Source organism: Nitrobacter vulgaris (assembly GCF_002028545.1).
Taxonomy (GTDB): domain Bacteria; phylum Pseudomonadota; class Alphaproteobacteria; order Rhizobiales; family Xanthobacteraceae; genus Nitrobacter; species Nitrobacter vulgaris.
In genome coordinates, this window is record NZ_MWPQ01000026.1 from 97,791 (window position 1) to 121,032 (window position 23,242).

22 protein-coding genes and 1 tRNA gene are annotated in these 23,242 nt (G+C 60.1%); 13 read left to right on the plus strand and 10 right to left on the minus strand.

The annotated features are described in order from the left end of the window. Positions 1 to 105: 105 nt before the first annotated feature. Positions 106 to 378 carry a hypothetical protein gene (locus B2M20_RS20160; protein ID WP_244553443.1) on the minus strand — a complete coding sequence of 91 codons (273 nt, stop codon included), beginning with the start codon at positions 376 to 378 and terminating at the stop codon, positions 106 to 108. Between B2M20_RS20160 and B2M20_RS19455 the strand changes: the two genes are divergently transcribed. The 4 genes from B2M20_RS19455 (at position 283) to cimA (ending at position 4,321) form a co-directional block, all read left to right on the plus strand. After that, positions 283 to 606: a hypothetical protein gene (locus B2M20_RS19455; protein ID WP_158081508.1), complete on the plus strand. Its 324-nt coding sequence runs from the start codon at positions 283 to 285 to the stop codon at positions 604 to 606. The two genes, B2M20_RS20160 and B2M20_RS19455, sit on opposite strands and share 96 nt — an antisense overlap. A 71-nt stretch (positions 607 to 677) precedes the next feature. Then, on the plus strand, positions 678 to 2,111 hold the full coding sequence (gene cysS / locus B2M20_RS06575) for a cysteine--tRNA ligase (RefSeq protein ID WP_079446272.1): 1,434 nt from the start codon (positions 678 to 680) through the stop codon (positions 2,109 to 2,111). Between the two features lie 114 nt (positions 2,112 to 2,225). Next, entirely contained in the window at positions 2,226 to 2,726 is a 501-nt protein-coding gene (locus B2M20_RS06580; RefSeq protein ID WP_079446273.1) for a GNAT family N-acetyltransferase, read from the plus strand. After that, on the plus strand, positions 2,723 to 4,321 hold the full coding sequence (gene cimA, locus B2M20_RS06585) for a citramalate synthase (RefSeq protein WP_079446274.1): 1,599 nt from the start codon (positions 2,723 to 2,725) through the stop codon (positions 4,319 to 4,321). Before B2M20_RS06580 ends, cimA begins: the two co-directional genes overlap by 4 nt. 20 nt (positions 4,322 to 4,341) lie before the next feature. Here the strand turns inward: cimA and B2M20_RS06590 are convergent, their stop codons facing one another. Beyond that, entirely contained in the window at positions 4,342 to 4,944 is a 603-nt protein-coding gene (locus B2M20_RS06590; RefSeq protein ID WP_079446275.1) for an LOG family protein, read from the minus strand. A gap of 208 nt (positions 4,945 to 5,152) precedes the next feature. Here B2M20_RS06590 and B2M20_RS06595 point away from each other — a divergent pair, with 208 nt between their 5' ends. From B2M20_RS06595 to B2M20_RS06635, 9 genes are all read left to right on the plus strand, one after another. Further along, positions 5,153 to 7,111, plus strand: a complete 1,959-nt coding sequence (locus B2M20_RS06595) for an ABCB family ABC transporter ATP-binding protein/permease (RefSeq protein ID WP_079446276.1) — start codon at positions 5,153 to 5,155, stop codon at positions 7,109 to 7,111. Positions 7,112 to 7,229: 118 nt separating this feature from the next. Beyond that, on the plus strand, positions 7,230 to 7,976 hold the full coding sequence (locus B2M20_RS06600) for a phosphatidylserine decarboxylase (RefSeq protein ID WP_079446277.1): 747 nt from the start codon (positions 7,230 to 7,232) through the stop codon (positions 7,974 to 7,976). Between the two features lie 58 nt (positions 7,977 to 8,034). Continuing rightward, positions 8,035 to 8,946 carry a CDP-diacylglycerol--serine O-phosphatidyltransferase gene (pssA, locus tag B2M20_RS06605; protein ID WP_244553442.1) on the plus strand — a complete coding sequence of 304 codons (912 nt, stop codon included), beginning with the start codon at positions 8,035 to 8,037 and terminating at the stop codon, positions 8,944 to 8,946. A gap of 427 nt (positions 8,947 to 9,373) precedes the next feature. After that, a complete protein-coding gene (locus tag B2M20_RS06610) occupies positions 9,374 to 10,147 on the plus strand; it encodes a motility protein A (RefSeq protein WP_079446278.1) in 774 nt (257 codons plus the stop codon). 114 nt (positions 10,148 to 10,261) lie between these two features. Next, positions 10,262 to 11,092, plus strand: a complete 831-nt coding sequence (locus B2M20_RS06615) for an OmpA/MotB family protein (RefSeq protein WP_079446279.1) — start codon at positions 10,262 to 10,264, stop codon at positions 11,090 to 11,092. Positions 11,093 to 11,240: 148 nt separating this feature from the next. Further along, positions 11,241 to 13,145, plus strand: a complete 1,905-nt coding sequence (locus B2M20_RS06620) for a potassium transporter Kup (protein WP_079446280.1) — start codon at positions 11,241 to 11,243, stop codon at positions 13,143 to 13,145. A gap of 106 nt (positions 13,146 to 13,251) precedes the next feature. Further along, entirely contained in the window at positions 13,252 to 13,587 is a 336-nt protein-coding gene (locus B2M20_RS06625; protein WP_079446303.1) for a rhodanese-like domain-containing protein, read from the plus strand. Between the two features lie 15 nt (positions 13,588 to 13,602). After that, complete coding sequence (locus tag B2M20_RS06630; RefSeq protein ID WP_087881129.1) at positions 13,603 to 14,757, plus strand: aminotransferase; 1,155 nt, start codon at positions 13,603 to 13,605, stop codon at positions 14,755 to 14,757. Positions 14,758 to 14,770: 13 nt separating this feature from the next. Continuing rightward, positions 14,771 to 15,886, plus strand: coding sequence for a polyamine ABC transporter substrate-binding protein (locus tag B2M20_RS06635; protein ID WP_087881130.1), 1,116 nt, complete (start codon positions 14,771 to 14,773; stop codon positions 15,884 to 15,886). A 49-nt stretch (positions 15,887 to 15,935) separates the two neighbouring features. Here the strand turns inward: B2M20_RS06635 and B2M20_RS06640 are convergent, their stop codons facing one another. The 8 genes from B2M20_RS06640 to B2M20_RS06675 all read right to left on the minus strand — a co-directional run bounded on the left by B2M20_RS06640 (position 15,936) and on the right by B2M20_RS06675 (position 23,088). Next, the gene (locus B2M20_RS06640) at positions 15,936 to 16,868 is read right to left on the minus strand and encodes a lipid A biosynthesis lauroyl acyltransferase (protein ID WP_079446282.1); all 933 of its coding nucleotides are present in this window, start codon (positions 16,866 to 16,868) and stop codon (positions 15,936 to 15,938) included. A gap of 12 nt (positions 16,869 to 16,880) precedes the next feature. After that, a complete protein-coding gene (locus B2M20_RS06645) occupies positions 16,881 to 18,161 on the minus strand; it encodes a beta-ketoacyl-ACP synthase (RefSeq protein WP_079446283.1) in 1,281 nt (426 codons plus the stop codon). A gap of 28 nt (positions 18,162 to 18,189) precedes the next feature. After that, positions 18,190 to 19,395 (minus strand): beta-ketoacyl-ACP synthase, encoded by a 1,206-nt coding sequence (locus tag B2M20_RS06650; protein ID WP_079446284.1) that lies wholly within the window; start codon positions 19,393 to 19,395, stop codon positions 18,190 to 18,192. Continuing rightward, positions 19,388 to 19,861 carry a 3-hydroxyacyl-ACP dehydratase FabZ family protein gene (locus tag B2M20_RS06655; protein WP_079446285.1) on the minus strand — a complete coding sequence of 158 codons (474 nt, stop codon included), beginning with the start codon at positions 19,859 to 19,861 and terminating at the stop codon, positions 19,388 to 19,390. The genes B2M20_RS06650 and B2M20_RS06655 overlap by 8 nt, the downstream gene beginning before the upstream one ends. Before the next feature lie 10 nt (positions 19,862 to 19,871). Continuing rightward, positions 19,872 to 20,153 carry an acyl carrier protein gene (locus B2M20_RS06660; protein ID WP_011510017.1) on the minus strand — a complete coding sequence of 94 codons (282 nt, stop codon included), beginning with the start codon at positions 20,151 to 20,153 and terminating at the stop codon, positions 19,872 to 19,874. Between the two features lie 189 nt (positions 20,154 to 20,342). Beyond that, a complete protein-coding gene (locus B2M20_RS06665; RefSeq protein ID WP_079446286.1) occupies positions 20,343 to 20,687 on the minus strand; it encodes a hypothetical protein in 345 nt (114 codons plus the stop codon). Between the two features lie 223 nt (positions 20,688 to 20,910). Beyond that, a complete protein-coding gene (locus B2M20_RS06670) occupies positions 20,911 to 22,671 on the minus strand; it encodes an ATP-binding protein (RefSeq protein ID WP_079446305.1) in 1,761 nt (586 codons plus the stop codon). A gap of 343 nt (positions 22,672 to 23,014) precedes the next feature. Continuing rightward, a tRNA-Gln gene (locus tag B2M20_RS06675) sits at positions 23,015 to 23,088 on the minus strand. Positions 23,089 to 23,242 lie beyond the last annotated feature (154 nt).

The following is a 23,242-nucleotide window of genomic DNA, read 5'->3' on the forward strand; positions in this document are numbered from 1 at the left end:
GTGGCCGTGTCTTATCCGCTTCTCGCGGCAGCGTCACGTCGTTTCCGGGGCGCGAGTGTGGCGGCCTTGGTGCGACACAGGCTTTTCCTGCTATGAATCGGCGCGTTAACGTTGACAGGTAATTGCGACGTACTCGTTGCAGCCGCTGTGCCGGCAGGAATTTGTGGACCCTCGAATCGAATCCGTCATCTCGTCAGGCCGGACGCGTCTGTAAGCGATGGCCTGTGCAAAATCGCGTGACCGGCAGTAGGAATGCGCGGCGTAGGCTCCGCAGCTTTCGCCTTGGGCAAGGCACTGGTCAACGCCATACCCGTCGGCGTGGTTGGCAATGATGAAGATGCGGCTGTCGGCGCATGCGGTGGCTGCAAAGAGAGCCACGCCTGCCAGAATGACGGGAAAAACCCGAACTGCGGGGAGAATATGCATGATGGGCCGGGAAAAGGAGAAGGTGATGGCGGAGTTCGCCACGGGGAATACGGGGCGATTTCGCGGCGAAATAAGGCGTTTATGGGGCGCAACTTGACGATGTACCCCGGCTGTTCCATGTTGACCGGAATGAACGGTTTCCTCGCCATTTGTGGCATTTGCCGCGAGATTACGGGCTAGCGATTCGCTGGCCGAGGCCGTCTTTTCTCACAATAGAGCACTGGACGCCCGGCGGTTTGGAGCGGGATTCTATGGAACTGCGTCTTTACGATACGCTGACTAAGGAAAAGCGTGTTTTCACGCCGATCGATCCGTCGAACGTGCGGATGTATGTCTGCGGGCCGACCGTCTACGACTTTGCCCATATCGGCAACGCGCGGCCGGTCATCGTATTCGACGTGCTGTTCCGGCTGCTGCGACACATCTACGGCACCGACCATGTCACCTACGTCCGCAACATCACCGACGTCGACGACAAGATCAACGACCGCGCGGGGCGGGATTTTCCGGGCCTGCCGCTGAACGAGGCGATCCGCAAGGTCACCGAAAAGACGGCCGCGCAGTTTCAGGCCGATGTCGCCGCGCTCGGCTGCCTGCCGCCGACGCATCAGCCGCGCGCCACCGAATTCGTGGCTCCGCGCGCCGACGGCAAGGCTGACATGGTGACGTTGATCAGGCAGTTGATCGCGCGCGGCCATGCTTATGAGGCCGGCGGCGAGGTGCTGTTCGACGTGCAGTCGATGCCGGACTACGGGCTGCTGTCAGGCCGCAGGCTGGATGAGCAGAAGGCCGGCGCGCGGGTCGCGGTGGACGCGCACAAGAAGAACCCGGCCGATTTCGTGCTGTGGAAACTGTCGTCGGATAACGAGCCGGGCTGGGACAGCCCGTGGGGCAGGGGTCGTCCCGGCTGGCACATCGAATGCTCGGCCATGAGCGCGGCCTATCTCGGCGAGGTCTTCGATATCCACGGCGGCGGCCTCGACCTGATCTTTCCTCACCACGAAAACGAGATCGCACAATCGCGCTGCGCCCACGGCGCGCACGCCATGGCGAATTATTGGATGCACAACGGCTTCCTGCAGGTCGAAGGCGAGAAGATGTCGAAGAGTCTCGGCAACTTCGTGACGATCAATGAGCTTTTGACCACGGAGAAGTTTGGTGGACGGAAGTGGCCGGGTGAGGTGTTGCGGCTGAATATGTTACGTACCCACTATCGCCAGCCGATCGATTGGACGACCAAGGCCTTGGAAGAAAGTGAAACTATTCTTCGTCGCATCTGCGGTAGAATAAAACAGTTTGATTATGTGCGTCGCGGAATGGCGGCGAAAGAACGATCGGGTCAACTGAATCTCTCACCGGAAATATTAGAGGCGCTCGTTGATGATCTGAATACTCCGTTGATGGTCTCGAGGGTTGGTGAACTCAAGTACGACGACGATTTTGATCAAGCGCTATTGTCCATTGGTATCGACGTATTTTCATACGCGCGTTGGCTGCGATCGCAGGAGCAGCAAGCAGGTTCGAACGTCGATGAATTAGTGGCCGCTCGCCTTGAGGCAAGAAAGCGAAAAGACTTCGCCGAATCCGATCGCATACGCGACGAACTCGCCGCGATGGGCGTTGTGCTGAAGGACGGCAAGGACGCCGACGGCAAGCCGGTGACGACATGGGAGATCGCGCGATGACCAAGCCGGAGACGCCGTTTCCGAAACACTGGCGCTATTACATTTTCATCAAGTGGGCGGTGATTGTCGCAGCGGTCGTGCTGGTCGCCCGTCTGTTCGGAGTGTTCTGACGCGATGGGACAGGCGCTTCTCAAACCCGCGCTGCGGCCGATGTTGCCTGCCGATGTTCCCGTGCTGGCGGCGATCTTCGTCGCAAGCATCGAGGAGCTCACCGGCGATGACTATAACGAGGCGCAGCAGATTGCCTGGGCTGCCGCTGCGGATGATGAGGACAAATTCGGCGCGCGGCTCGCGCGCGAACTGACGCTGGTGGCGACGCTTCAGAGTTCGCCGGTTGGCTTTGCGTCGCTCAAGGGCGCCGATCACATCGACATGCTCTATGTGCATCCGAGCGCGGCGAGGCATGGGGTTGCGACCGCGCTATGCGATGCGCTTGAGAAGCTTGCCGGCGCGCGCGGCGCCACGGCGCTGACCGTGGAAGCCAGCGATACGGCGGAGCGATTCTTCGCCAAGCGCGGCTACGTCGCGATGCAACGCAATTCGGTGACGATCGGCGACGAGTGGCTGGCCAATACCACGATGAAGAAAACGCTGGCGGAGGGAGGGGCGGCATGAGCCGCGAACGCCTCTATCTGTTCGACACCACGTTGCGGGACGGCGCCCAGACCAACGGCGTCGATTTCACGTTGCAGGACAAGCAGGTGATCGCGAAGATGCTGGACGATCTCGGCATCGACTATGTCGAGGGCGGCTATCCCGGCGCCAATCCGACCGATACCGAGTTTTTTTCGCAGAAGCCAACGCTCCGTCATGCGCGGTTCACCGCTTTCGGTATGACGCGCCGTCCTGGCCGATCTACCTCCAACGATCCCGGATTGGCCGCGCTGATCGAGGCCGAGGCGGATGCGATCTGCTTTGTCGCGAAATCGTCCGCCTATCAGGTCAGGGTCGCGCTCGGAACCACGAACGACGAAAATCTGGCGTCGATCCGCGACAGCGTGAAGGCAGCCAAGGCAGTTGGCCGCGAGGTCATGGTGGACTGCGAGCACTTTTTTGACGGCTACAGGGAAGACCCGGTGTTCGCGCTGGCCTGTGCCATGGCGGCTTACGAGTCTGGCGCGCGGTGGGTGGTGCTGTGCGACACCAATGGCGGCACCATGCCGAACGAGATCGAGGCGACGGTTCGCGAGGTGACGAGGCACGTCCCCGGCAGCCATCTCGGTATCCACGCCCATAATGACACCGAGCAGGCGGTCGCCAATTCCCTTGCCGCGGTGCGCGCAGGGGCGCGGCAAATTCAGGGCACCTTGAACGGCCTCGGCGAACGTTGCGGCAATGCCAATCTCTGTTCGTTGATACCGACGTTGAAGTTAAAGAAAGAATTCGCCGACCTCTTCGACATCGGGGTAACCGAGGATCGGCTTGCGGCTCTGACGCAGGCATCGCGCACGCTCGACAATATGCTCAACCGCGCGCCGAACCGGCATGCGCCCTACGTCGGCGAAAGCGCGTTCGTTACCAAGACCGGCATTCATGCGTCTGCGATCCTCAAGGATCCTGCGACGTACGAGCATGTCCCGCCGGAATCGGTCGGCAACCGCCGCAAGGTGCTGGTATCGGATCAGGCCGGCCGTTCAAACGTGCTTGCCGAACTTGAGCGCGCCAACATCGCGTTCGACAGGAACGATCCGAAGCTCGGGCGGCTGATCCAGGAGATGAAGGAGCGCGAGGCGGCGGGCTACGCCTACGAATCCGCGAACGCGTCGTTCGACCTCTTGGCGCGGCGCACGCTCGGCCGCGTGCCGGAGTATTTCGACGTCGAGCAGTTCGATGTCAACGTCGAGCAGCGCTACAATTCCCACGGTCAGCGCATCACTGTTGCGATGGCGGTCGTGAAGGTCAGGGTCGACGGCCGGCCCCTGATTTCGGCTGCCGAAGGTAACGGTCCTGTCAACGCGCTCGATGTCGCCTTGCGCAAGGATCTCGGCAAATATCAGAAATACATCGAGGGGCTGAAGCTGATCGATTATCGCGTGCGTATCCTCAACGGGGGCACGGAAGCCGTGACGCGGGTACTGCTCGAGAGCGAGGACGAGGAGGGCGAGCGCTGGACCACGATCGGCGTGTCGCCCAATATCATCGATGCGTCGTTTCAGGCCCTGATGGATTCGGTTTTTTACAAGCTGGTGAAGTCCGGCGCGTCACCGTAAACGATCCCGTTGCCGTTTAGTTATAGTCGGTCGGCGACGTCGGCCGGCATGTGTTTCGAGTCCAGCGTGCCGCTCGCGGCGATGCGGAGTTTCGGCAGGATGTCCTCCACCCGGTCGGCCTGCAGGACATTCACTGCGAGCGTGGGTCGGATGAAGGCGGTATCCCTCATATGAGCGAGCAGAGCGAGCAGCGGCTCCCAGAAACCGTCGACATTTGCCAGCATGATCGGCTTGCTGTGTCGTCCGAGCTGCTGCCAGGTGAGCTGCTCAACCAGCTCCTCCAGCGTGCCGACCCCGCCTGGCAGAGCGACGAACGCGTCCGAGCGCTCGAACATCAGGCGCTTGCGTTCGTGCATATCGCGGGTGACGATCATCTCCTGCACGCGCGACAGCGCATGTTCGCGTGCGGTCAGGAAATCCGGAATGATGCCGGTGACGATTCCGCCGTGATCGAGGGTCGCGGTCGCGATGGCGCCCATCAGGCCGACCGAGCCGCCGCCATAGACCAGCCCGACCTTGTTCCGGGCAAGAGCTCTACCAAAATCAACGGCAGCTTCGACGAAATTGGGATTTGTACCGGGACCTGAGCCGCAATAGACACAGACCGTTTTGATGGTGTTCATAGAATCGATGTGGCCCAGAACAATTGCAGCGTCAAGGCTCGGCTATTGCCGGCACGGGGTCAAGTGCCGGCGGGTGGCCTCCGTAGCGAAAAGAATTGCCGGGTAAGGGTGCATGCAGCATCCAAACGCTCTATATGACCTGGATATATGACCTCGACTAGACGATATTTGCGGCTGCGGACGCCATTTCCGGGTTCAGGCCTCAGCGATGCCTGAGGCGGCTTTCCATCAGGCAACCGTGCCGGCGAAACCTTCAGCGGACCCCACCCGGAACGCGACCCTCGGCAGGGCGCTCTTGCATCTGTGGCCCTATATGTGGCCCGGAGACCGCGCCGACCTGAAGATGCGCGTGGTATGGTCGTTGGCGCTGTTGCTTGCGGCAAAAGTCGCGACCCTGGTCGTTCCTTTCACGTTCAAATGGGCGGTCGATGCGTTGAACGGCGCAGGAAGTGCGCCCGTTCAGCCCGAAAACTGGGCGATGTGGCTGATCGTGTCGCCGCTCGCGATGACGCTGGCTTACGGCTCCGTCCGTGTGCTGATGGCGCTGCTAACCCAATGGCGCGACGGCATCTTTGCCAAGGTCGCGATGCACGCGGTGCGCAGGCTGGCTTATCGGACGTTCGTCCACATGCACGAGCTGTCGCTGCGGTTTCATCTCGAACGCAAGACCGGCGGGTTGACGCGCGTGCTCGAGCGGGGTCGCAACGGCATCGAAGAGATGGTGCGGCTCGTCATCCTTCAGCTTGTTCCGACGGCGGTCGAAGTCGGATTGCTCACGGGCGTACTGCTTTGGCAATTCGACTGGCGCTACGTTCTGGTGACGCTGGTGACTGTCATGGTCTACATGGCCTTCACCTACAAGGCGACGCAATGGCGTATCGAAATCCGCCGCCGGATGAACGATTCCGACTCCGATGCCAACACCAAGGCGATCGATTCGCTTTTGAACTACGAGACGGTAAAGTATTTCAGCGCCGAGACGCGTGAAGCAAAGCGCTATGACCGGTCGATGGAGCACTTCGAGACGGCAAGCGTGCAGACCTATACGTCGCTGGCGGTTCTGAACGCGGGGCAGGCGGTGATCTACACGGCCGGGCTGACGGCCGTCATGATTATGTGCGCGCTCGGCGTGCGCAATGGCACTCATACGGTGGGCGATTTCGTCATGGTCAATGCCATGATGATTCAGCTTTACCAGCCGCTCAACCTGATGGGTATGGTCTATCGCGAGATCAAGCAGGCGATCATCGATATCGAAAAGATGTTCGCTGTGCTGACCCGCCGTGCGGAGGTGCAGGATCGTACGGGTGCGCAACCGCTACGCATCGAGCGGGGGTCGGTGAGGTTTGAGGATGTGCGGTTTGCCTACGATCCGGACCGCCCGATCCTCAAGGGTTTGACGTTCGATGTACCTGCGGGAAAAACGGTGGCCATCGTAGGGCCTTCGGGAGCTGGAAAATCGACGCTGTCGCGGTTGCTGTTCCGCCTTTACGACGTTTCTGGCGGCCGTATCCTGATCGACGGTCAGGATATCCGCGACGTTACGCAGGAGTCCTTGCGCGCGGCGATCGGGATGGTGCCGCAGGACACCGTGCTGTTCAACGATACCATCCGCTACAACATCCGCTATGGCCGCTGGGACGCGTCGGACGAGGAGGTCGAGGCCGCCGCCAGAACGGCGCAAATCGACGACTTCATCAGGATGTCGCCTAAAGGCTATGAGACCGAGGTCGGCGAGCGCGGACTAAAATTGTCCGGCGGCGAGAAGCAGCGCGTGGCGATCGCGCGCACGGTGCTGAAGGCGCCCCCCATCCTCGTATTGGACGAGGCGACGTCGGCGCTCGATAGCCACACCGAGCACGAAATCCAGGAGGCTCTCGAACGAGTCTCGCGCAACCGGACTTCGCTGGTGATCGCGCACCGGCTCTCCACCATTGTGGGCGCCGACGAGATCATCGTGCTTGATCGGGGGCGAATTGCCGAGCGGGGAACCCATGTCGAGCTTCTAGCAGCGGAGGGTCTTTACGCGAGCATGTGGAATAGGCAACGTGAGGCCGAGGAGGCGCGGGAGAGGCTTGCGCTGATCGGCGAGGACGAGGGCACCCCGAATCGCGCCCCACCTCCTGTGGACGATCCCCTGGTGGCGCCAACCGCCGCGGCGGGGTAGAATAGGTCCAAGGTGACCCTCCCGAATCAGGCATCGGACCAAACGGTGCTGATCGAGGGTCGATCGTGTTTTCATAAGTCACCTTCACCTCAGGTTCATTCCATATCATTAGGTGCTCATGCCCATAGATCGACAGACTCTCCTATCCATCGCGAAATCCGTTCGCTCCAGCGCCAGATCCGTGCGAGCGCAGATTTCGCCGATTCATCCGAAGGGGTATCCCTTCGTCGGTGGCTTTGCATTGGCCACCATCATCTTGTTCTGGATCTGGAGCCCGCTGGGCTGGATCGGAACGCTGCTGACAATTTGGTGTGCGCTTTTCTTCCGCAATCCCGCCCGTGTGACGCCAATCCGAGAGGGTCTTGTCGTCTCGCCCGCGGACGGACGAATCTCGATGATCGCTTCGGTTGTACCGCCCGCCGAACTCGAGCTTGGCGAGATGCCGCTGCAGCGCATTTCGATTTTCATGAGCGTGTTCAATTGCCACGTTAATCGCAGTCCGGTCGCGGGGCGGATCGAACGGATTGCCTATCGCCCGGGCAAATTCATCAATGCCGAACTCGACAAAGCGAGTGAGGACAACGAGCGCAACGCACTCGTGATCTCAACGCCGAATAACGGGCCGGTGGGCGTGATCCAGATTGCGGGGCTGGTTGCGCGCCGTATCGTCTCTTTCGTGCATGAGGGACAGACGGTCGAAGCGGGCGAACGCTTCGGGCTGATCCGGTTCGGCTCGCGGCTGGACGTCTTTCTGCCGGAGGGGACGCAATTGTTGGTGTCCGAAGGCCAGACCGCGGTCGCCGGCGAGACGGTGTTGGCGGATTTCCAGCAAACAGACGGCAGTCGGACCTTTCGAACCAGTTGACCATTGAGTACCTTGCCGGGGTGCCTAGCGGATGGCAGCCCCGGCAAGGCCTTCCTATATGGGGGACGTGCACACGTCATACGACCCGAAATCATCCGAGATGCGCCGCCGCCGGTTTCGTCCGATCCCGGTACGGATGCTGGTGCCAAATTTCATCACGCTGCTTGCGATTTGCGCGGGACTAACGGCGATCCGGCTCTCGACCGAGGGACGGATGGAGCTTGCGGTCGCGGCCATCGTATTCGCGGCCGTGCTCGACGGGCTCGACGGACGGGTGGCTCGGATGATCAAGGGCCAGTCGAAGTTCGGCGCCGAACTCGACAGTCTCGCCGACTTCGTCAATTTCGGTGTAGCGCCCGGCCTGATCCTCTACTTCTGGCAGTTGCACGATCTCAGCAATGTTGGCTGGATCGCAGCGATGATATTTGCGATCAGCGGCGGCCTGCGGCTCGCCCGCTTCAATGCGACGATGAATGATCCGAACAAACCGGCCTTCGCTGCGAATTTCTTCACCGGCGTTCCCGCGCCGGCGGGTGCGATCGCGGTGCTTCTGCCGATCTATCTTTCGTTTCTCGGCATACCGCAGCCCCCCGCTGTATTAACGGCGTTTTACACGTTGCTAATCGCGATCCTCATGGTGTCGCGGCTGCCGGTCTTTTCCGGCAAGGCGGTCGGGATGCGGGTGCAGCCGGAGCTCGTGCTGCCGGTATTCGTGTCGGTGGTATTCTTCATCGCGCTCTTGATCAGTTACCCTTGGGTTGTCCTCTCCTTCGGCTCGATTATTTTTCTGTTGACCCTTCCGATCGGTTGGAAATCCTATCGTGATCAGGATCTCAAGGCGGCCGTGCAGGAAACGTTTCCCGATGCGCCGTTATCCGCGGGAGCAGCCTCGCCATCCGCCGAGGCTGGCTCGCCCACCATTCCGGTCCGGCAGCGCAAGCCAGACAACCGGTCTTCCCGTCCGCATTGAGAAACCCTGCAGAAAGCAGTCGGGCAGCCGGACCATTGTGCGCTTGAGCGGAAATATTCAGTGATCGTTGGTCGCCGGCGGCGACCGGGCAATCTATCCATCGAAGATGGGATGCGGGGGCTTTAGCGCGTTTTTCTTCACGCGAACCGGTGTCCATCCTCGGGTCAAGCCCCAGGACATGCTTCGCTCGAAAACACTATAGGTCCCCAGCGCTATTCCCCGACCGGCTGCGCGGCCACCGCACAAGACACCACGGCATCGTTGATCTCTTGTCTAGAGCTGCTGTGGTTCGACGTTAACACATTGGCAACAGTTACCTTTCCGGTAACGGGTCTTTAATGGCGCAAAAGCTAGGGTGTCCAGGCGTGACTCAGAACGGTTCGCGCCGCCGTCCAGGATGGCCGGTCGAGTACGCGTGGGGTTCATCATGGATATCATGACCGGTGCCGGACTTGCCTTCGGCATGCTCGTAGTCGCCATGATGATCTTCATGGGTGGCGATCTGCACATGTTCGTCAGCGAACATGCAATGATCATCATTTTCGGCGGTTCGATCGCTGCGACGATGATCCGCTTCCCGCTCGGTGCGATTCTGCACGGCCTGCCGCTCGGCGCCAAGTTCGCCTTCACCATGAGCAGGCTGTCGGCGCGCGACCTTGTCGATGAGCTGGCGCGGATTGCGGAGATCGCTCGCAAGCAGGGACCGGTAGGTCTGGAGAAAGTCGAGACCAACGAGCCGTTCCTCGCCAAGGGAATCCGCTTCGTCGCCGACGGCTACGACCTTGAATTCATCCGCGACAATCTCGAGCGCGACCGCGACAATTTTCTCATGCACCTCGATGAGGGAAGCAAGATCTACCGCGCAATTGGCGATTGCGCGCCGGCGTTCGGCATGATCGGCACGCTGATCGGCATGGTGCAGATGTTCGCCAACATGACCGATCCTTCCAAGCTGGGGCCGTTCATGGCGACCGCGCTGCTCGCGACGCTTTACGGCGCGCTCGTCGCCAACCTGTTCTGCCTGCCGATCGCGGATAAGCTCCACGGCAAGCTGCTGGACGAGGAAACCAATCGTACCTTGATCATAGACGGCATCCTGATGATCCGGGATTCGAAGAGCCCGGCGCTGGTGCGCGAAATGCTGCTGGCCTATTTGCCGGAAAAGCATCGCCACGAAGAAGGCGAGCCGGTTCCAGCCTAGGCGTTTTCAAGAATGGATACCGGTTCGCGTGAAGACAACGCGTCAGATCAAAAATCATAGAGCCACGCTTCTGATTCTTTCAGAAGCGGAAAGGCTCTAGTCGGGAAACCAGCGATGGCCAAAAAGAAGCGCGGCGATGCGCATGGCGGAGGGCACGGCTGGTTCGTCACGTTCGCGGATCTGATGGGCCTTATGATGAGCTTCTTTGTGATGCTTGTCGCATTCTCCACGATGGATAATCAAAAGCTCAAGATCGTCGCGGGCTCGATGCGCGATGCCTTCGGTTCCCAGACCCAGGTGCGATATTCCGGCATCATCGAATCGGATGGGCTGCCGACGCGGCCCAAGCTGAAGAACGCCGCGCGCGTCCCGCCGGATGAAACCTCCACGACCCCGACCCCCGATGAACAGGAGCGTTCCAAGACTGCCGGCGCTCGCCTCAAGACGGATCGCGAGTTCGCGCTTGCGTCCGCGTCGCTGCGACAGGCGCTGCAGGATATGCCGGAACTGACAGAGCTCTCCAAACACATCATGTTCGAGGAAACCAAGGAAGGCCTCAACCTGGAAATCGTTGACCAGGATGGCCGGTCCATGTTCGCGGAGGGTTCAAAACAACCTTATGAGCGGACGCGGATGCTGATCAGTAAGCTTGCGGCTCCGCTCGCGGCGACGCCGTTTCGGATCTCAGTTACCGGCCATACGGCTGCGAACTTCATCGCAATGCGCAGCGATTATGACGGCTTCGACCTGTCGGCGGACCGCGCCAACGTTGTTCGTCAGATCCTTGAGCGGGAAGGGCTACCTCCGAGTCATATCTTCGCAGTATCGGGCAAGTCGGACAGCATGCCTTTGTTTCCGGACGATCCGTCACTGGCGGCAAATCGGCGCGTGACCATTACCTTGATGCGCGAGCCTCCTCCGTTGCCACCGAATTTGAAACCCTGATTTGCCGCGAGTATTATGTTACCGGACGAAGTTGTCGGCCGCCGGGCAGGTTGGTGGCGGACTGTCAATGTTATTCGATGATTGACGGACCGGTGCTTGTGCGCGATAGCCCGGATCAAAACCATCATCAGAGCGTTGGCACGATACCATGGCCGTCAGCGATCCAATTGCCGGAGCCAAAGGCGAAGCTCCGGCGAAGACGAGCGGCCTTTGGGCGTTAACGCTCGGAAGCATCGGCGTGGTCTTCGGCGATATCGGAACGTCGCCCTTGTACGCTTTCCGCGAGGCGGTCGATCACGCCGCGCAACAGGGCGTGGTGACGCCTGCGATCGTGCTCGGTGTGCTGTCGCTGATCCTGTGGTCGCTCTTTATCGTCGTGACTGCGAAATACGTTCTCCTGCTGCTGCGTGCCGATAACAACGGGGAGGGCGGAACGCTGTCGCTGATGGCACTCGGGCAGCGAGCGCTGGGGCGGCGGAGTTTGCTTCTGCTGGCGCTCGGCGTGGTCGGCGCCTCAATGTTCATCGGCGATTCCATGATTACGCCGGCGATCTCGGTGTTGTCCGCTGTCGAAGGATTAAAACTCGCCGCGCCGGGGCTTGAGGATTACGTCGTTCCACTGACAGTGGTGATTCTGATTATGCTGTTCGCGGTGCAGAGCCACGGCACCGCGCGGGTTGCTTCGGCGTTTGCTCCGGTGATGGCGCTGTGGTTCGTGACGATTGCAGTCCTCGGCGTTCTGCACATTCACGAGGATCCGAATGTGCTGTTGGCGGTGAATCCCTGGTACGCCATTCACTTCCTGCTTAATCACGGTGTGCTCGGCCTCGTCATCATGGGCCTGGTCTTTCTGTCGGTCACGGGCGGCGAGGCGTTGTACGCCGATCTCGGCCACTTCGGTCGCAAACCAATTCAGGTGGCCTGGTTCTGTCTGGTATTGCCATCGCTGCTGCTGAACTATTTCGGACAGGGGGCGCTGGTCCTCGCCCATCCCGACGCCATCGACAACACCTTCTACCGTCTGGCACCCGCGCCGTTGATCCTGCCGCTTGTTATTCTTGCGACCGCCGCCACGGTGATCGCCAGTCAGGCAGTCATTACAGGCGCCTATTCGCTGATCCGTCAGGCGGTGCAGCTCGGCCTGCTGCCGCGCTTCGAGGTGCGCTACACATCCGAGGCCCATGCCGGTCAGATTTATCTGCCGCGCGTCAACATGCTGTTGCTGATCGGTGTGCTGATGCTGGTGCTGTTATTCCGCACCTCCAGCGGCCTCGCGTCCGCCTACGGTATCGCCGTATCCACCACGATGGTCGCTGACGGCATCATGGGCTTTGTCGTCGTCCGGAAGCTTTGGAATTGGCATGCAGCGACCGCGGTCGCATTGGTCGTCCCGCTTGTCATTGTCGACGTGATGTTTTTCAGCGCCAATCTGCTCAAGCTGTTTGATGGGGCATGGGTGCCGCTTTTGTTCGGCATCGCCATGGTGGTGCTGATATGGACATGGCGCCGCGGCGTGGCAATTCTCATCAAAAAAACCAGGCGTATTGAGGTGCCGCTTCAGGATCTCATTCAAAGCCTTGAAAAGCGGCCGCCGCACATCGTCAAGGGCACAGCGGTGTTTCTGACCAGCGATCCCAATTTCGTGCCCACTGCGCTTCTACACAATTTGAAGCACAACAAGGTTCTTCACGAACACAATGTCATCCTGACGATCGAAACCGCGCAAACGCCCCGCGTCGATCCCACCGAGCGCGTGCGCATGGAAAACATCAGCGAAAAGTTCTCGATCGTCACCCTCCGCTTCGGCTTCATGGAATCGCCGAATGTTCCGAAAGCTTTGGTGATCGCGCGCAAGCTTGGCTGGCAGTTCGATATCATGTCGACTTCGTTTTTTGTCTCGCGCCGGTCGCTGAAGGCTTCCGCGCACTCGGGAATGCCTGCCTGGCAGGATCGGCTATTCATCGCGCTGAGCCGGTCGGCCAACGATGCGATCGATTATTTCCAGATTCCGACCGGACGCGTTGTCGAGGTGGGAACGCAGGTCATCATTTAGAGTCTGGCGGCGCTTGATTTTATGGGCGCAAGGGGCGACCTTGCGCGGCCGGAAAGCGGACGAGCGGCGGGCGAACGCCCAATGCAAAAGCGCAAGGGAGAGTGCGTTGGCGGATCAGAATTTTGTAGTTCACGATTTGTCGCCGGAAGAGGTATCGAAAGGCATTGCCGATGGCCGCTACCTGCTGGTCGACGTGCGCGAGCCGAACGAGGTCGCGGCGGAGGCCTTTCCGGACGCGGCCGTTGTCGCTCTGTCGGCCTTTGATCCTGCGGCGATTCCCGACCCGCAAGGCAAGCAGGTCGTGTTTGCCTGCCGCTCCGGCAAGCGCTCGGTGACTGCTTCGCTGGCGGCGCAGGAGGGAGGTCTTGCTTACGACAAGCATCTCGCTGGCGGGATTCTTGGATGGAAGGCGGCAGGATTGCCGACGCGGCCTGGCGGCTGAGAGTTGATACTCTCGATGAACAAGGTCTTCGCCGACCTGCCGGTTACCATTTTCGAGACCATGTCGCAGCTTGCGCGTGATAACGATGCCATCAATCTCGGGCAGGGTTTCCCCGACGATCCGGGTCCGGAGGATATCCGGCGCGCGGCGGCAGACGCCGTTCTCGACGGCTACAATCAATATCCATCGATGATGGGAATTCCGGAGTTGCGGCAGGCGATCGCCGCTCACTACCACCATTGGCATGGCCTCTCGGTCGATCCGGCGACCGAGGTTATGGTTACCTCTGGCGGCACGGAAGCGTTGACCAGCGCCATTCTTGCCATGGTCGAGCCTGGCGACGAGGTCATCGTTTTCCAGCCGGTCTACGACTCCTATCTCCCGATCATCAGGCAGGCCGGCGGCATTCCGCGCCTGGTTCGTCTGGAGCCGCCGCATTGGCGGATCACGGAGGATGCGTTGCGCGGCGCTTTCACGCACAAGACGAAGGCGGTGCTTTTCAACAATCCGCTCAATCCGGCCGCGGTGGTCTATCCGCGTGAGGATCTGGAGTTGCTGGCGCGGTTTTGCCAGGAGTTCGATGTGGTCGCGATCTGCGATGAAGTCTGGGAGCACGTCGTTTTCGATGGCCGCGAGCATCTTCCGCTGATCACCATTCCCGGTATGCGCGAACGCACTATCAAAATTGGCTCGGCCGGGAAGATATTTTCGCTCACCGGCTGGAAGATCGGCTTTGTCTGCGCCGCGCCGCCGCTGCTGCGGGTCACCGCGAAGGTGCATCAGTTTCTCACCTTCACGACGGCACCCAATCTTCAGGCTGCGGTTGCCTACGGCCTCACCAGGCCCGACGATTTCTTTTTCGAGATGCGCCGCGAGCTGACGCGACGCCGGGACCGTCTGACTCGTGGTCTTGAAGACATTGGATTTCCCGTACTGCCCTCACAGGGAACCTATTTTTTGACGGTGGACCTTGCGCCGCTCGGCCTCAATGAAACCGATCAGGCTTTCTGCAGGCGTATCGTGACGGACTATAAGGTCGCGGCGATCCCGGTTTCCGCGTTTTATGAACGGGATGCGATCACCTCGGTCGTGCGTTTCTGTTTCGCAAAGAAGGATGCCACGCTCGACAGCGCGCTGGAGCGCTTGTCCGACGCGATGCATGCTCTTTAGGACGATGCAAGCGATGATTCAAAATCGATACACATGGATTTCTGTTGTCGCCGCGTTCGCGCTGGGCCTGGGCGTGTTGTCGACACCGCGCGCCGATGCCGCCGCGCGAGTCGTCAATTTCTACAATTGGTCGAACTACATCGCGCCGGGTGTGCTCGAGGCCTTTACTAAGGAAACCGGAATCGAGGTGGTCTACGACACCTTCGACGCCAATGAGACGCTCGAAACGCGGCTCCTTGCCGGCAAGTCGGGATATGATGTCGTGGTGCCAACGGCATACTTCCTACAGCGTCAGATCGGCGCGAATACCTTTCGGAAATTAGACAAGTCGAAGCTGCCGAATCTGGCCTCCGCTTGGCCGGAGGTGGCGAAGAAGCTCGCAGTGTACGATCCCGACAATCGGTATGCCGCGAACTACATGTGGGGTACGACCGGCATCGGCTACAACGTCAAAGCGGTGCAGCGCATTCTTGGACCCGACGGCAAGATCGATAGTTGGAATATCATCTTCGATCCGAACAAGCTCGCAAAGTTCAAGGACTGCGGCATTCAGATGCTCGATTCCGCGGATGATATCTTGCCTGCGGCGCTCAACTTTCTGGGCCTCGATCCGAATTCGACAAAAAAGAACGATCTCGAACAGGCGGCGGCTCTCGTTAGTAAGATCAAGCCCTATGTCCGAAAATTTCATTCCTCGGAGTATTTGAACGGCCTTGCCACTGGCGAGATCTGCCTGGTCGTCGGTTGGTCCGGCGATATCAAGCAGGCCCGAAGCCGCGCGGCGGAGAGCCATAACGGTGTCGAGATCGGCTATGCGATTCCGAAAGAAGGCGCGCAGATGTTCTTCGACAATCTGGCCATTCCCATGGATGCCAAGAACGTCGCTGAAGCCTATGAATTGATCAATTATCTCTATCGGCCTGACGTCGCGGCGAAGAATTCCGACTTCCTGTCTTACGCCAATGGCAATTTGGCCAGCCAGAAGCTTATCGATCCGAAAATCTTCAATGACAAAACGATCTATCCGGACAAGGCCGTGATGAAACGGCTGTTCGTCATCACTTCGCGCGATCCTGCAACGCAACGTTCGATCAACAGACTCTGGACGCGCGCAAAGACAGGGTGGTAGCAGGACACTTTCTTGCGGCTAACCGGATTCCACCTAGCCGGAAAATGCTCTAGCGCCAGCGGCGGTGCAGCCACAGCCATTGATCGGGGTATTCGCGGATCCAGCCTTCGATCACCGAGGTGATGACCTGCATCGTTCCCTGCACGTCGATCTGCCCGTTTGCATCCCGCGCCGGTGTAATCTCGTCCGACAATTCGGCACGGAAGCGATGGTCCGGCAGGCGGATGATCCGCACGCCATGGATCGGGCATTCGATCTGCCGCAAGAGACGCGCCAGCGTGGGATTAGCCTTGGTCTTTCGCCCGAAGAAGGTGACGTCGACGCCGTTGGTGAAATACTGGTCTACCAGCATGGCGACGTGCTGACCGTTTTGCAGCGCTTGCGCTAATTTGAACGGAGCCTCGCGACCTGCCGGGATCAGCGTCCCCATATTGACAGAACGCAATTGTTCGATTGCGCGATCGGCCGATGCGATGTTCGGCCGGCGATACAAAATTGCCGCATTGAGCCCATGCGCGACGGCGGCGACCGCAGGCAGCTCCCAGTTGCCGAGGTGGCTTGCGAAAATCAGCGCCGGCTTGCCGTCGTCGCGTAGTCGCTCAAATAGCTTTTTGCTCTTTGGCTCGATTTCGACGCGGCCGTTTCCAAGACGGTCAGGATCAAGATCCCAGACGTGATCGAGATGAGCGAACTCCGCGCCGATCCGGCCAAGGTTGTCCCATACTCCGGTCAGAATCCTCTCGATTTCGTCTGATGACTTTTCGGGAAAGGCCGCGGTGAGGTTAGCGCGACCGATCTTCTGCTCGCGCAGCATCGGTCCGATCTTCTGCGTGATCCGGCCGAACAGATTTGCAGTTTTGATCGGATCGAAATAGCGCGTCGCTCGCAACAATCCGATCGTCAATGCGCCGATAGCGGCTCCACTCACGGGTTTGACCACGTCGCGCAGTCGGGCGCGGGTTCGAAGGAGGAGGGGGGGCATCAGAACTGGCCGTCACACCGGTTCGCGCGCCAGGATTAGCGACGCGTTCTGACCACCGAATCCGAACGAGTTCGACATCACGGTGGTAATGCGCGCATCGCGAGCTGTATTGGGAACGACATCGAACGGGATCGCCGGGTCCGGTACGTCATAGTTGATGGTCGGCGGTATGCGTTGGTGCTCGAGCGTCAGGAGCGAAAACACCGCCTCGACGGCCCCCGCCGCCGAGAGGGTATGACCGACCATGGATTTGTTTGACGATACCGGGATCTGCCTGGCGCGCTCGCCAAATACGCTTGAGATGCCGAGATATTCCATCTTGTCGTTTTCGGGCGTGCCGGTGCCGTGTGCATTGATGTAATCGATCTGCTCGGTGGTCACGCCGGCGTCTGCCAGCGCGTTGCGAACGCATCCGATGATCGGTTTGCCGTCGGGGCTCGAGCGCGTGCGGTGGAAGGAATCGGCGAGCTCGCCGCATCCCGCCACGATGCCGAGGATTCTCGCGCCTCGGGCGGTCGCCGCCTCGAAGCTTTCGAGTACCAGCGCGCCCGCGCCCTCGGCCATCACGAAGCCGTCGCGGTTCTTGGAAAACGGCCTTACCGCGGCCTGCGGAGGATCGTTGTGGGTCGACAGCGCCGACAGCAGCGAGAAGCGGATCAGCGCCTCGGGATTGACCGAGCCATCGGTCGCGACGCACAGCGCTGCCTCGGCCTCGCCGCGGCGGATCGCTTCGACCCCGAGTTGAATTGCAGTTGCTCCCGATGCGCAAGCCGTCGAGAGCGAGATGGGCGAGCCCTTGGTGCCGAAGGTGTCGGCGAGATGATCGGCAACGGAGCCGAACAGGAAGCGGCGGTGATACCGCTTGAACGCGCCGCCGCCGCTGACCCGCAGTATTTGATCGTAGTCGATCTCGGTATTCGAGCCGATGAGGCGGCCGAGTTCGTGACGCTGCGGCCATTCGAGTTCGACCGGGGCGACCGCGAGAAACAGCGGGCCCGGAAAATCGCCGGCGCTGCCGATATCAGCCTGGGCGATGGCTTCTTCGGTCGCGATATCCGCAAGCCGTTCCGAGAGATCGGTCGACGTGAACGGCTCGACCGGGACGAAATCGATGGTCCCTGCCATCGTGGTTCTCAGGCCGTCGGTCGGAAAACGTGTGATTGTCCTGATGCCGGATTCACCCGCGCAAAGTCTGGCCCAGTTGTCGGTTTTGCCGGAGCCGAGAGACGTCACGACGCCCATACCCGTGACGACGACGACGGGCCTGCCGGATTTGTCGCGCATTGCGGTCATGGTTTCCCCGTCGAATCCTTAAGTCGGCTCAGCTGATCGCCTCGACCAGCGCCATGCCTTCGCCGCGCCAGTGTCCGGCTCCGATCACGACAATCTGGGTCGGCGGCCTGGACATATCAATCTCCTCGCCTGATGGATGGGCAGGTGCGAACAACGCGCCGCGCGACAGCGATAGCGCGGCGATGGCGAGACCCAGCGGAAACTGCGCTTCCATGGTGTGACCGAACATTGTTCCGGTCGCGCGGACCGGGATGTCCGGATGAGCACGGAGGAACGCACGCTCTTCCGAGGTGGCCGGCTCGGCGCCGGTGGCGCCCGTGATGATCGCGGTGGCATTCGTGCGGCCGCCAAGTTTCGACCACAGCGATTCCAACGTTGATGCGGTGTCGCCGGAGCTTTTGCGCCGTGAATGATCGGCGACGACATTGGTTAGGCGCGCAAACGGCTTGGCGCCGCGGGCCTCGGCATGGGGGCGGGATTCAATCACCAGAAAAGCGCCGCCTGATCCGAGCGCGAAACCGCTGTTGTGCTCGCGCGCCCATACCGGCGCGTATTCGTTTTTCAGGTTGAAGTCGCCGAACTCGTAGAGGAGCAGCATATCCTTGCGCTCGCCGTTATGGGCAGCGCCGACTAGAACGATGTCGCTTTGACCGGCTGCAATTCGTGCGAGCGCGATGCGCACCGCATCGACGCCGGCAGCCTCTTCGCCCATGAATGTGCGCGACGAGCCGGTAACGCCGTGCACGATGGCGATGTTGCCGGCGAGAAGGTTGGACAACTGCGCCAGGAAGAGTGTCGGCCGGAGGTCGCTCATCAGCCGTTCATTGAGATAGCCGGGCGCGAAGTTGCCCTTCGTTTCCGCGTTCAAAATTCCGGCGTCGACGACAAGGTCACGCTCGCCGCCGCCTGCGGCGACGATCATGTCCATCCGCGCCAGTATATCCGTGTTGCCTTTGACGCCGGCGGAATCGAGCGCCAGTCCCGCCGCGTACGTTCCGATGCGCTGCCAGGCTTCCATCTGGCGCTGGTCACCCTTTTTCGGAATCTGAGTATCGAAATTGACCGGAGCCAGCGGATGAACGACGTAGGGTGCGAAGCTCTTCTCGTCGGCATTGATACGCCGATGACTCAACGCCTCCCAATGAGCATCAAGGCCTTCGCCAAGCGAGGTGGCGAGTCCGATGCCGGTTATCCAGGTTTCGATCGGCGCTGAAAGCGGTGCTGTCTCAGCCATGAGCAAACATCTGTTGCGGAAACCCGATGCGTTTGGCCATGGTCTCCATGTAGCCACGCAAGTCGTCATTAGGAAAAGGTACCTGACGGAACGTCAGCGTCGCATTGCATTTCGGCTTTCCGCCGACGCTGACTTTCGCACTGGTGATGGTGAAACCGGAGCCTTCGTGAATGACGGCGGCCTCGATCGTCAACAATTCGCCAGGTGTAACGAACGTCCTCATCTTGGCTTCCTTAACCGCGGCCAGAAAGGGCATTCGCTCGAATTTGGTCAGCGCGATCAACAGCCAGCCGGAGGCTTGCGCCATCGACTCGATCAGAAGCACGCCGGGCATCAGAGGGTGTCCCGGAAAATGTCCCTCGAAGATGGTGCTTTCCCGGGGAACCTGCGCTTCGACGGTTATCGATCGCTCTTCCGTCCTTAGGTCGGTGATGCGATCGATCAAATGGAAATATTCGAGGTGCATGACCGCGTGATTACGCGCCCTTGGCGGCGACCAACTCGTCGATGCGCGCGCTGAGGTTTTTCAGGACGAAGTATTGTTCGGTAGTCGCCTTACCGTCGTTGACTTCCTGGGTCCATTTCTCCAACGGGAGCTTGATTCCGAAAGCCTTGTCGATCGCAAAAGCAATATCGAGGAAGTCCAGGCTGTCGATCCCCAAATCATCAATGGCATGGCTCTCGGGCGTAATCGTATCGCGTGGGATGTCGCAGGTTTCCGCAATAATGGTGGCGACCCGATCGAATGTGGAAGACATCGCTAAGCCTTTGATACATTGAAGAGTAGGTACGCCACATAGGCGTACGACGCCGACGCCGTCCCCGCAAGGTCCGGTCCTTCGTGCCGAGCCCATATATCGGAGCGCTGTCCCGAGTTCAATGGTGGCGGGCATTGGATGAAGCCGTATTCCATAGCCGAATCAGTATGTTTTCTATCGTTGCCGTGTCTACGGTGGGGGTGTTGAGATGTGTGCACAACCCCGGAGCCCCATCTGGGCGCAATCCTGAATGTTGCGCAGATCGGCGATGTTCTTGGCCAACCACAGTCCGATGGCGATCAAGGCAATCGTGAAAGCCATTGCGGCCGCGTTTGCCAGCATCCGGTGGCTGAAGTCGTCGGGTTGGTCGCGAGAAGGTCGACGCGGCGACGCATCGTCAGCCTTGTCTGGCGAGCGGGCATCTGCGGCATTCCCCGCCGGGGGGCGGTGCCTCGGCAATCCCGCACGGCCACGCGGCCGGAACTGGAGCACCACGTGCTCTTCCTCCGACACCTTGGGCCGCTGTTTTCTCATCGGTGCTTGGTCCACAAGCTCCTATATATTTATCACGTCGCGCCCGATCCTGACACAGAAAGTCGTCTTGGCCGCGGCTGAAAATCAAGGAACCAGACGCTCCCGCTGTCGCGCTGTAGCCGCTGGCTGCTCCTGTTTGGGCAACCTCCCATCAGAAAAAGCCCGTCGTTCGGGTGCATGTTGGTGACGGCGTCGCGAAGAGGGGGCGATGTCGCTACACGTTCTATCGCAACGGCCTTTTCAGTAACGAGAAGCGGTCGGGATCGAGGCTAAGAGACGGCTGCAGCATCGGCGCGTCCAGCGGGCGTAACGCGGGTCGTTCCATGGGCGCCATGGGGGCGGGATCATGGGGCGCATCGCGATGCGAGGTCGCGCCGCGCCAGCGCTCCAGAACGGCATCCACGAACTGCATATCCTGGCCGCGACTGGCCGACGGCACCGTCGAGATCTTGGCTTCGCTGCGGGGCAACTGGTGCGCCGGGACTTCCTTGAAGCGCAGCCGGGTGGGAAGCGCGACGCCTTCGCCGAAAGCCAGCACCTCGCGGGTTCCGAGCGACGGCACGAACGAGAGCAGGTTAGCAGCCGCATCCGAGACCGCCGAACGCAAGAGCGACTGGTCGCGGTCGTTGGCAAGACGCATCGTGAATAGCGTGTTGCACTGGGAAATGATGGTGGCGTCGAGTTCGGCCGGGCGCTGCGTGACCAGACCAAGATAAACGCCGTATTTGCGGCCTTCCTTGGCGATACGGGAGATCGCCTTGCGCGTGGGGCCGAAGCCGATACTTCGGTCGGCCGACGCATAGCGGTGCGCTTCCTCGCAAACGAACAGCAGCGGCGAGACGCCATCGCTCCATAGACCGAAGTCAAACGCCATGCGGCAGAGAACCGATACCACGGAGTCGACAACCTCGGCGGGAAAGCCGGCAAGCTGCATGATCGTCATTTGCTTGCCGTTGGCAGGCAGACGGAACAGCAGGCTGACAACCTCGGCCATGGTGTCGCCGCCGACGTTGGCGTTATCGAACATGAAGGCGTAGCGGGGATCGTTGCGCACGGTTTCGATGCGTGAGATCAGCTTGTGGTAGACGATACGCGACGAGCGGTTTTCCAGTCTGCCCATGCGCTCGTCGATCAGCGACATCATGTCGACCAGTCGATAAGGCACCGGCGTGTCGGCCGTGAAGCCGACGCTCTTGGGATCGATACGTTTGAGGCTGGCACGATCTGCGTGCTGATATTGCGTATAGATTCCCTTCGCAATCGGGATCACCTCCGCAAGAACATCGAGCTCCTCCGGCACGCCGGGTCGGCCTCCAAACAGAACGTCGACGATTTCCTCGAAGTTGAACAGCCAGAACGGCAATTTCAGATTGCGCGGGTTCAGCACGAGGGCATGATCGCCGAAACAGCGGCCGTACTCATTGTGTACGTCGAGCAGGAAGATGCGGAGATCGGGGCGCGATCTCACGATCTCGTTGATGAGCAGCGAAACGCCGCTCGACTTGCCGACGCCGGTCGAGCCAAGTACGGCGAAGTGCTTGCTGAGCATTTCTTCGACGTCGACAAAGGCTTTGACGGATTGATCTTGCTGCAACGTACCGACATCGATCTGATCCGCTCCGTTGGGCGCGTAAATGGTCCGGAGCTCCTGATTGGTGATCAGGTCCGCTAGATCATCGATCGCCGGATAGTTGGTGACGCCGCGCTGGAAACGCGGGCGGGGACCGGAGCTGTCAAGGATTTCGCCAAGCAGATCGACCGAGGCGCTTGCCATGAACTCATCAGAGGGCAGATTCTCGCAGGAGACCTCCGTAATCATCGCAACGATCGTGGAGGTCATGCTGCGCAGGCTGACGAACCGGCCGACGGTCGCGCGGGTCGCTGCCGGCGACATGCGGCCGGTCCTCAAAATACCCACGCGCGCCTGTGATCCCCGTACGGAAATGACACGTCCGAAGGAGCTTGCGGTAGTCGAATGAAGCATTTTTCTGATCACATTTCTTGTGTCGTGTGCTGCTGCAGCTTCAATGCTCGCACGGGTTATTGCAAAAAACTGTTAAGCCGAAGGTATCGATCACGTCCCTAGATCTGCCATGCGCGGCGACTGTCTCAATTGGGCGCAACCTGTTTTTCTTCTTGCTGTTTTTATTGCAAAATTCGGCAGTGAGGGCGGCAGGCGGCGCCCTGGGGCTTAAAGATTCGTTTACCTGAAGGCGGTGCCGATAGAATTCCAGGGAGCGCGGGCACATCCTAGCCGCGCGGATCGATCTGTGCCGCTCGGAGCCATTGCGCCCCGACGAACGCGATTCAATCCTGGTTGGGGTAACTGGCTGGGGAACTAGGATTCGAACCTAGACAAACAGAGTCAGAGTCTGTTGTGCTACCGTTACACCATTCCCCAATTAAGCGATTGTTTTAACTTTCTTTTTTCGGAAAGTTTTGCAATGTCGCTCAAAAGTTTTGTAAGCCCGGCTATTTGCTCGCGTGATATAGCCGCCTCAATGTTCGTGGTCTAGCCCATAGGGCGGAAAGAGACGCCACTATTACCACAGCAC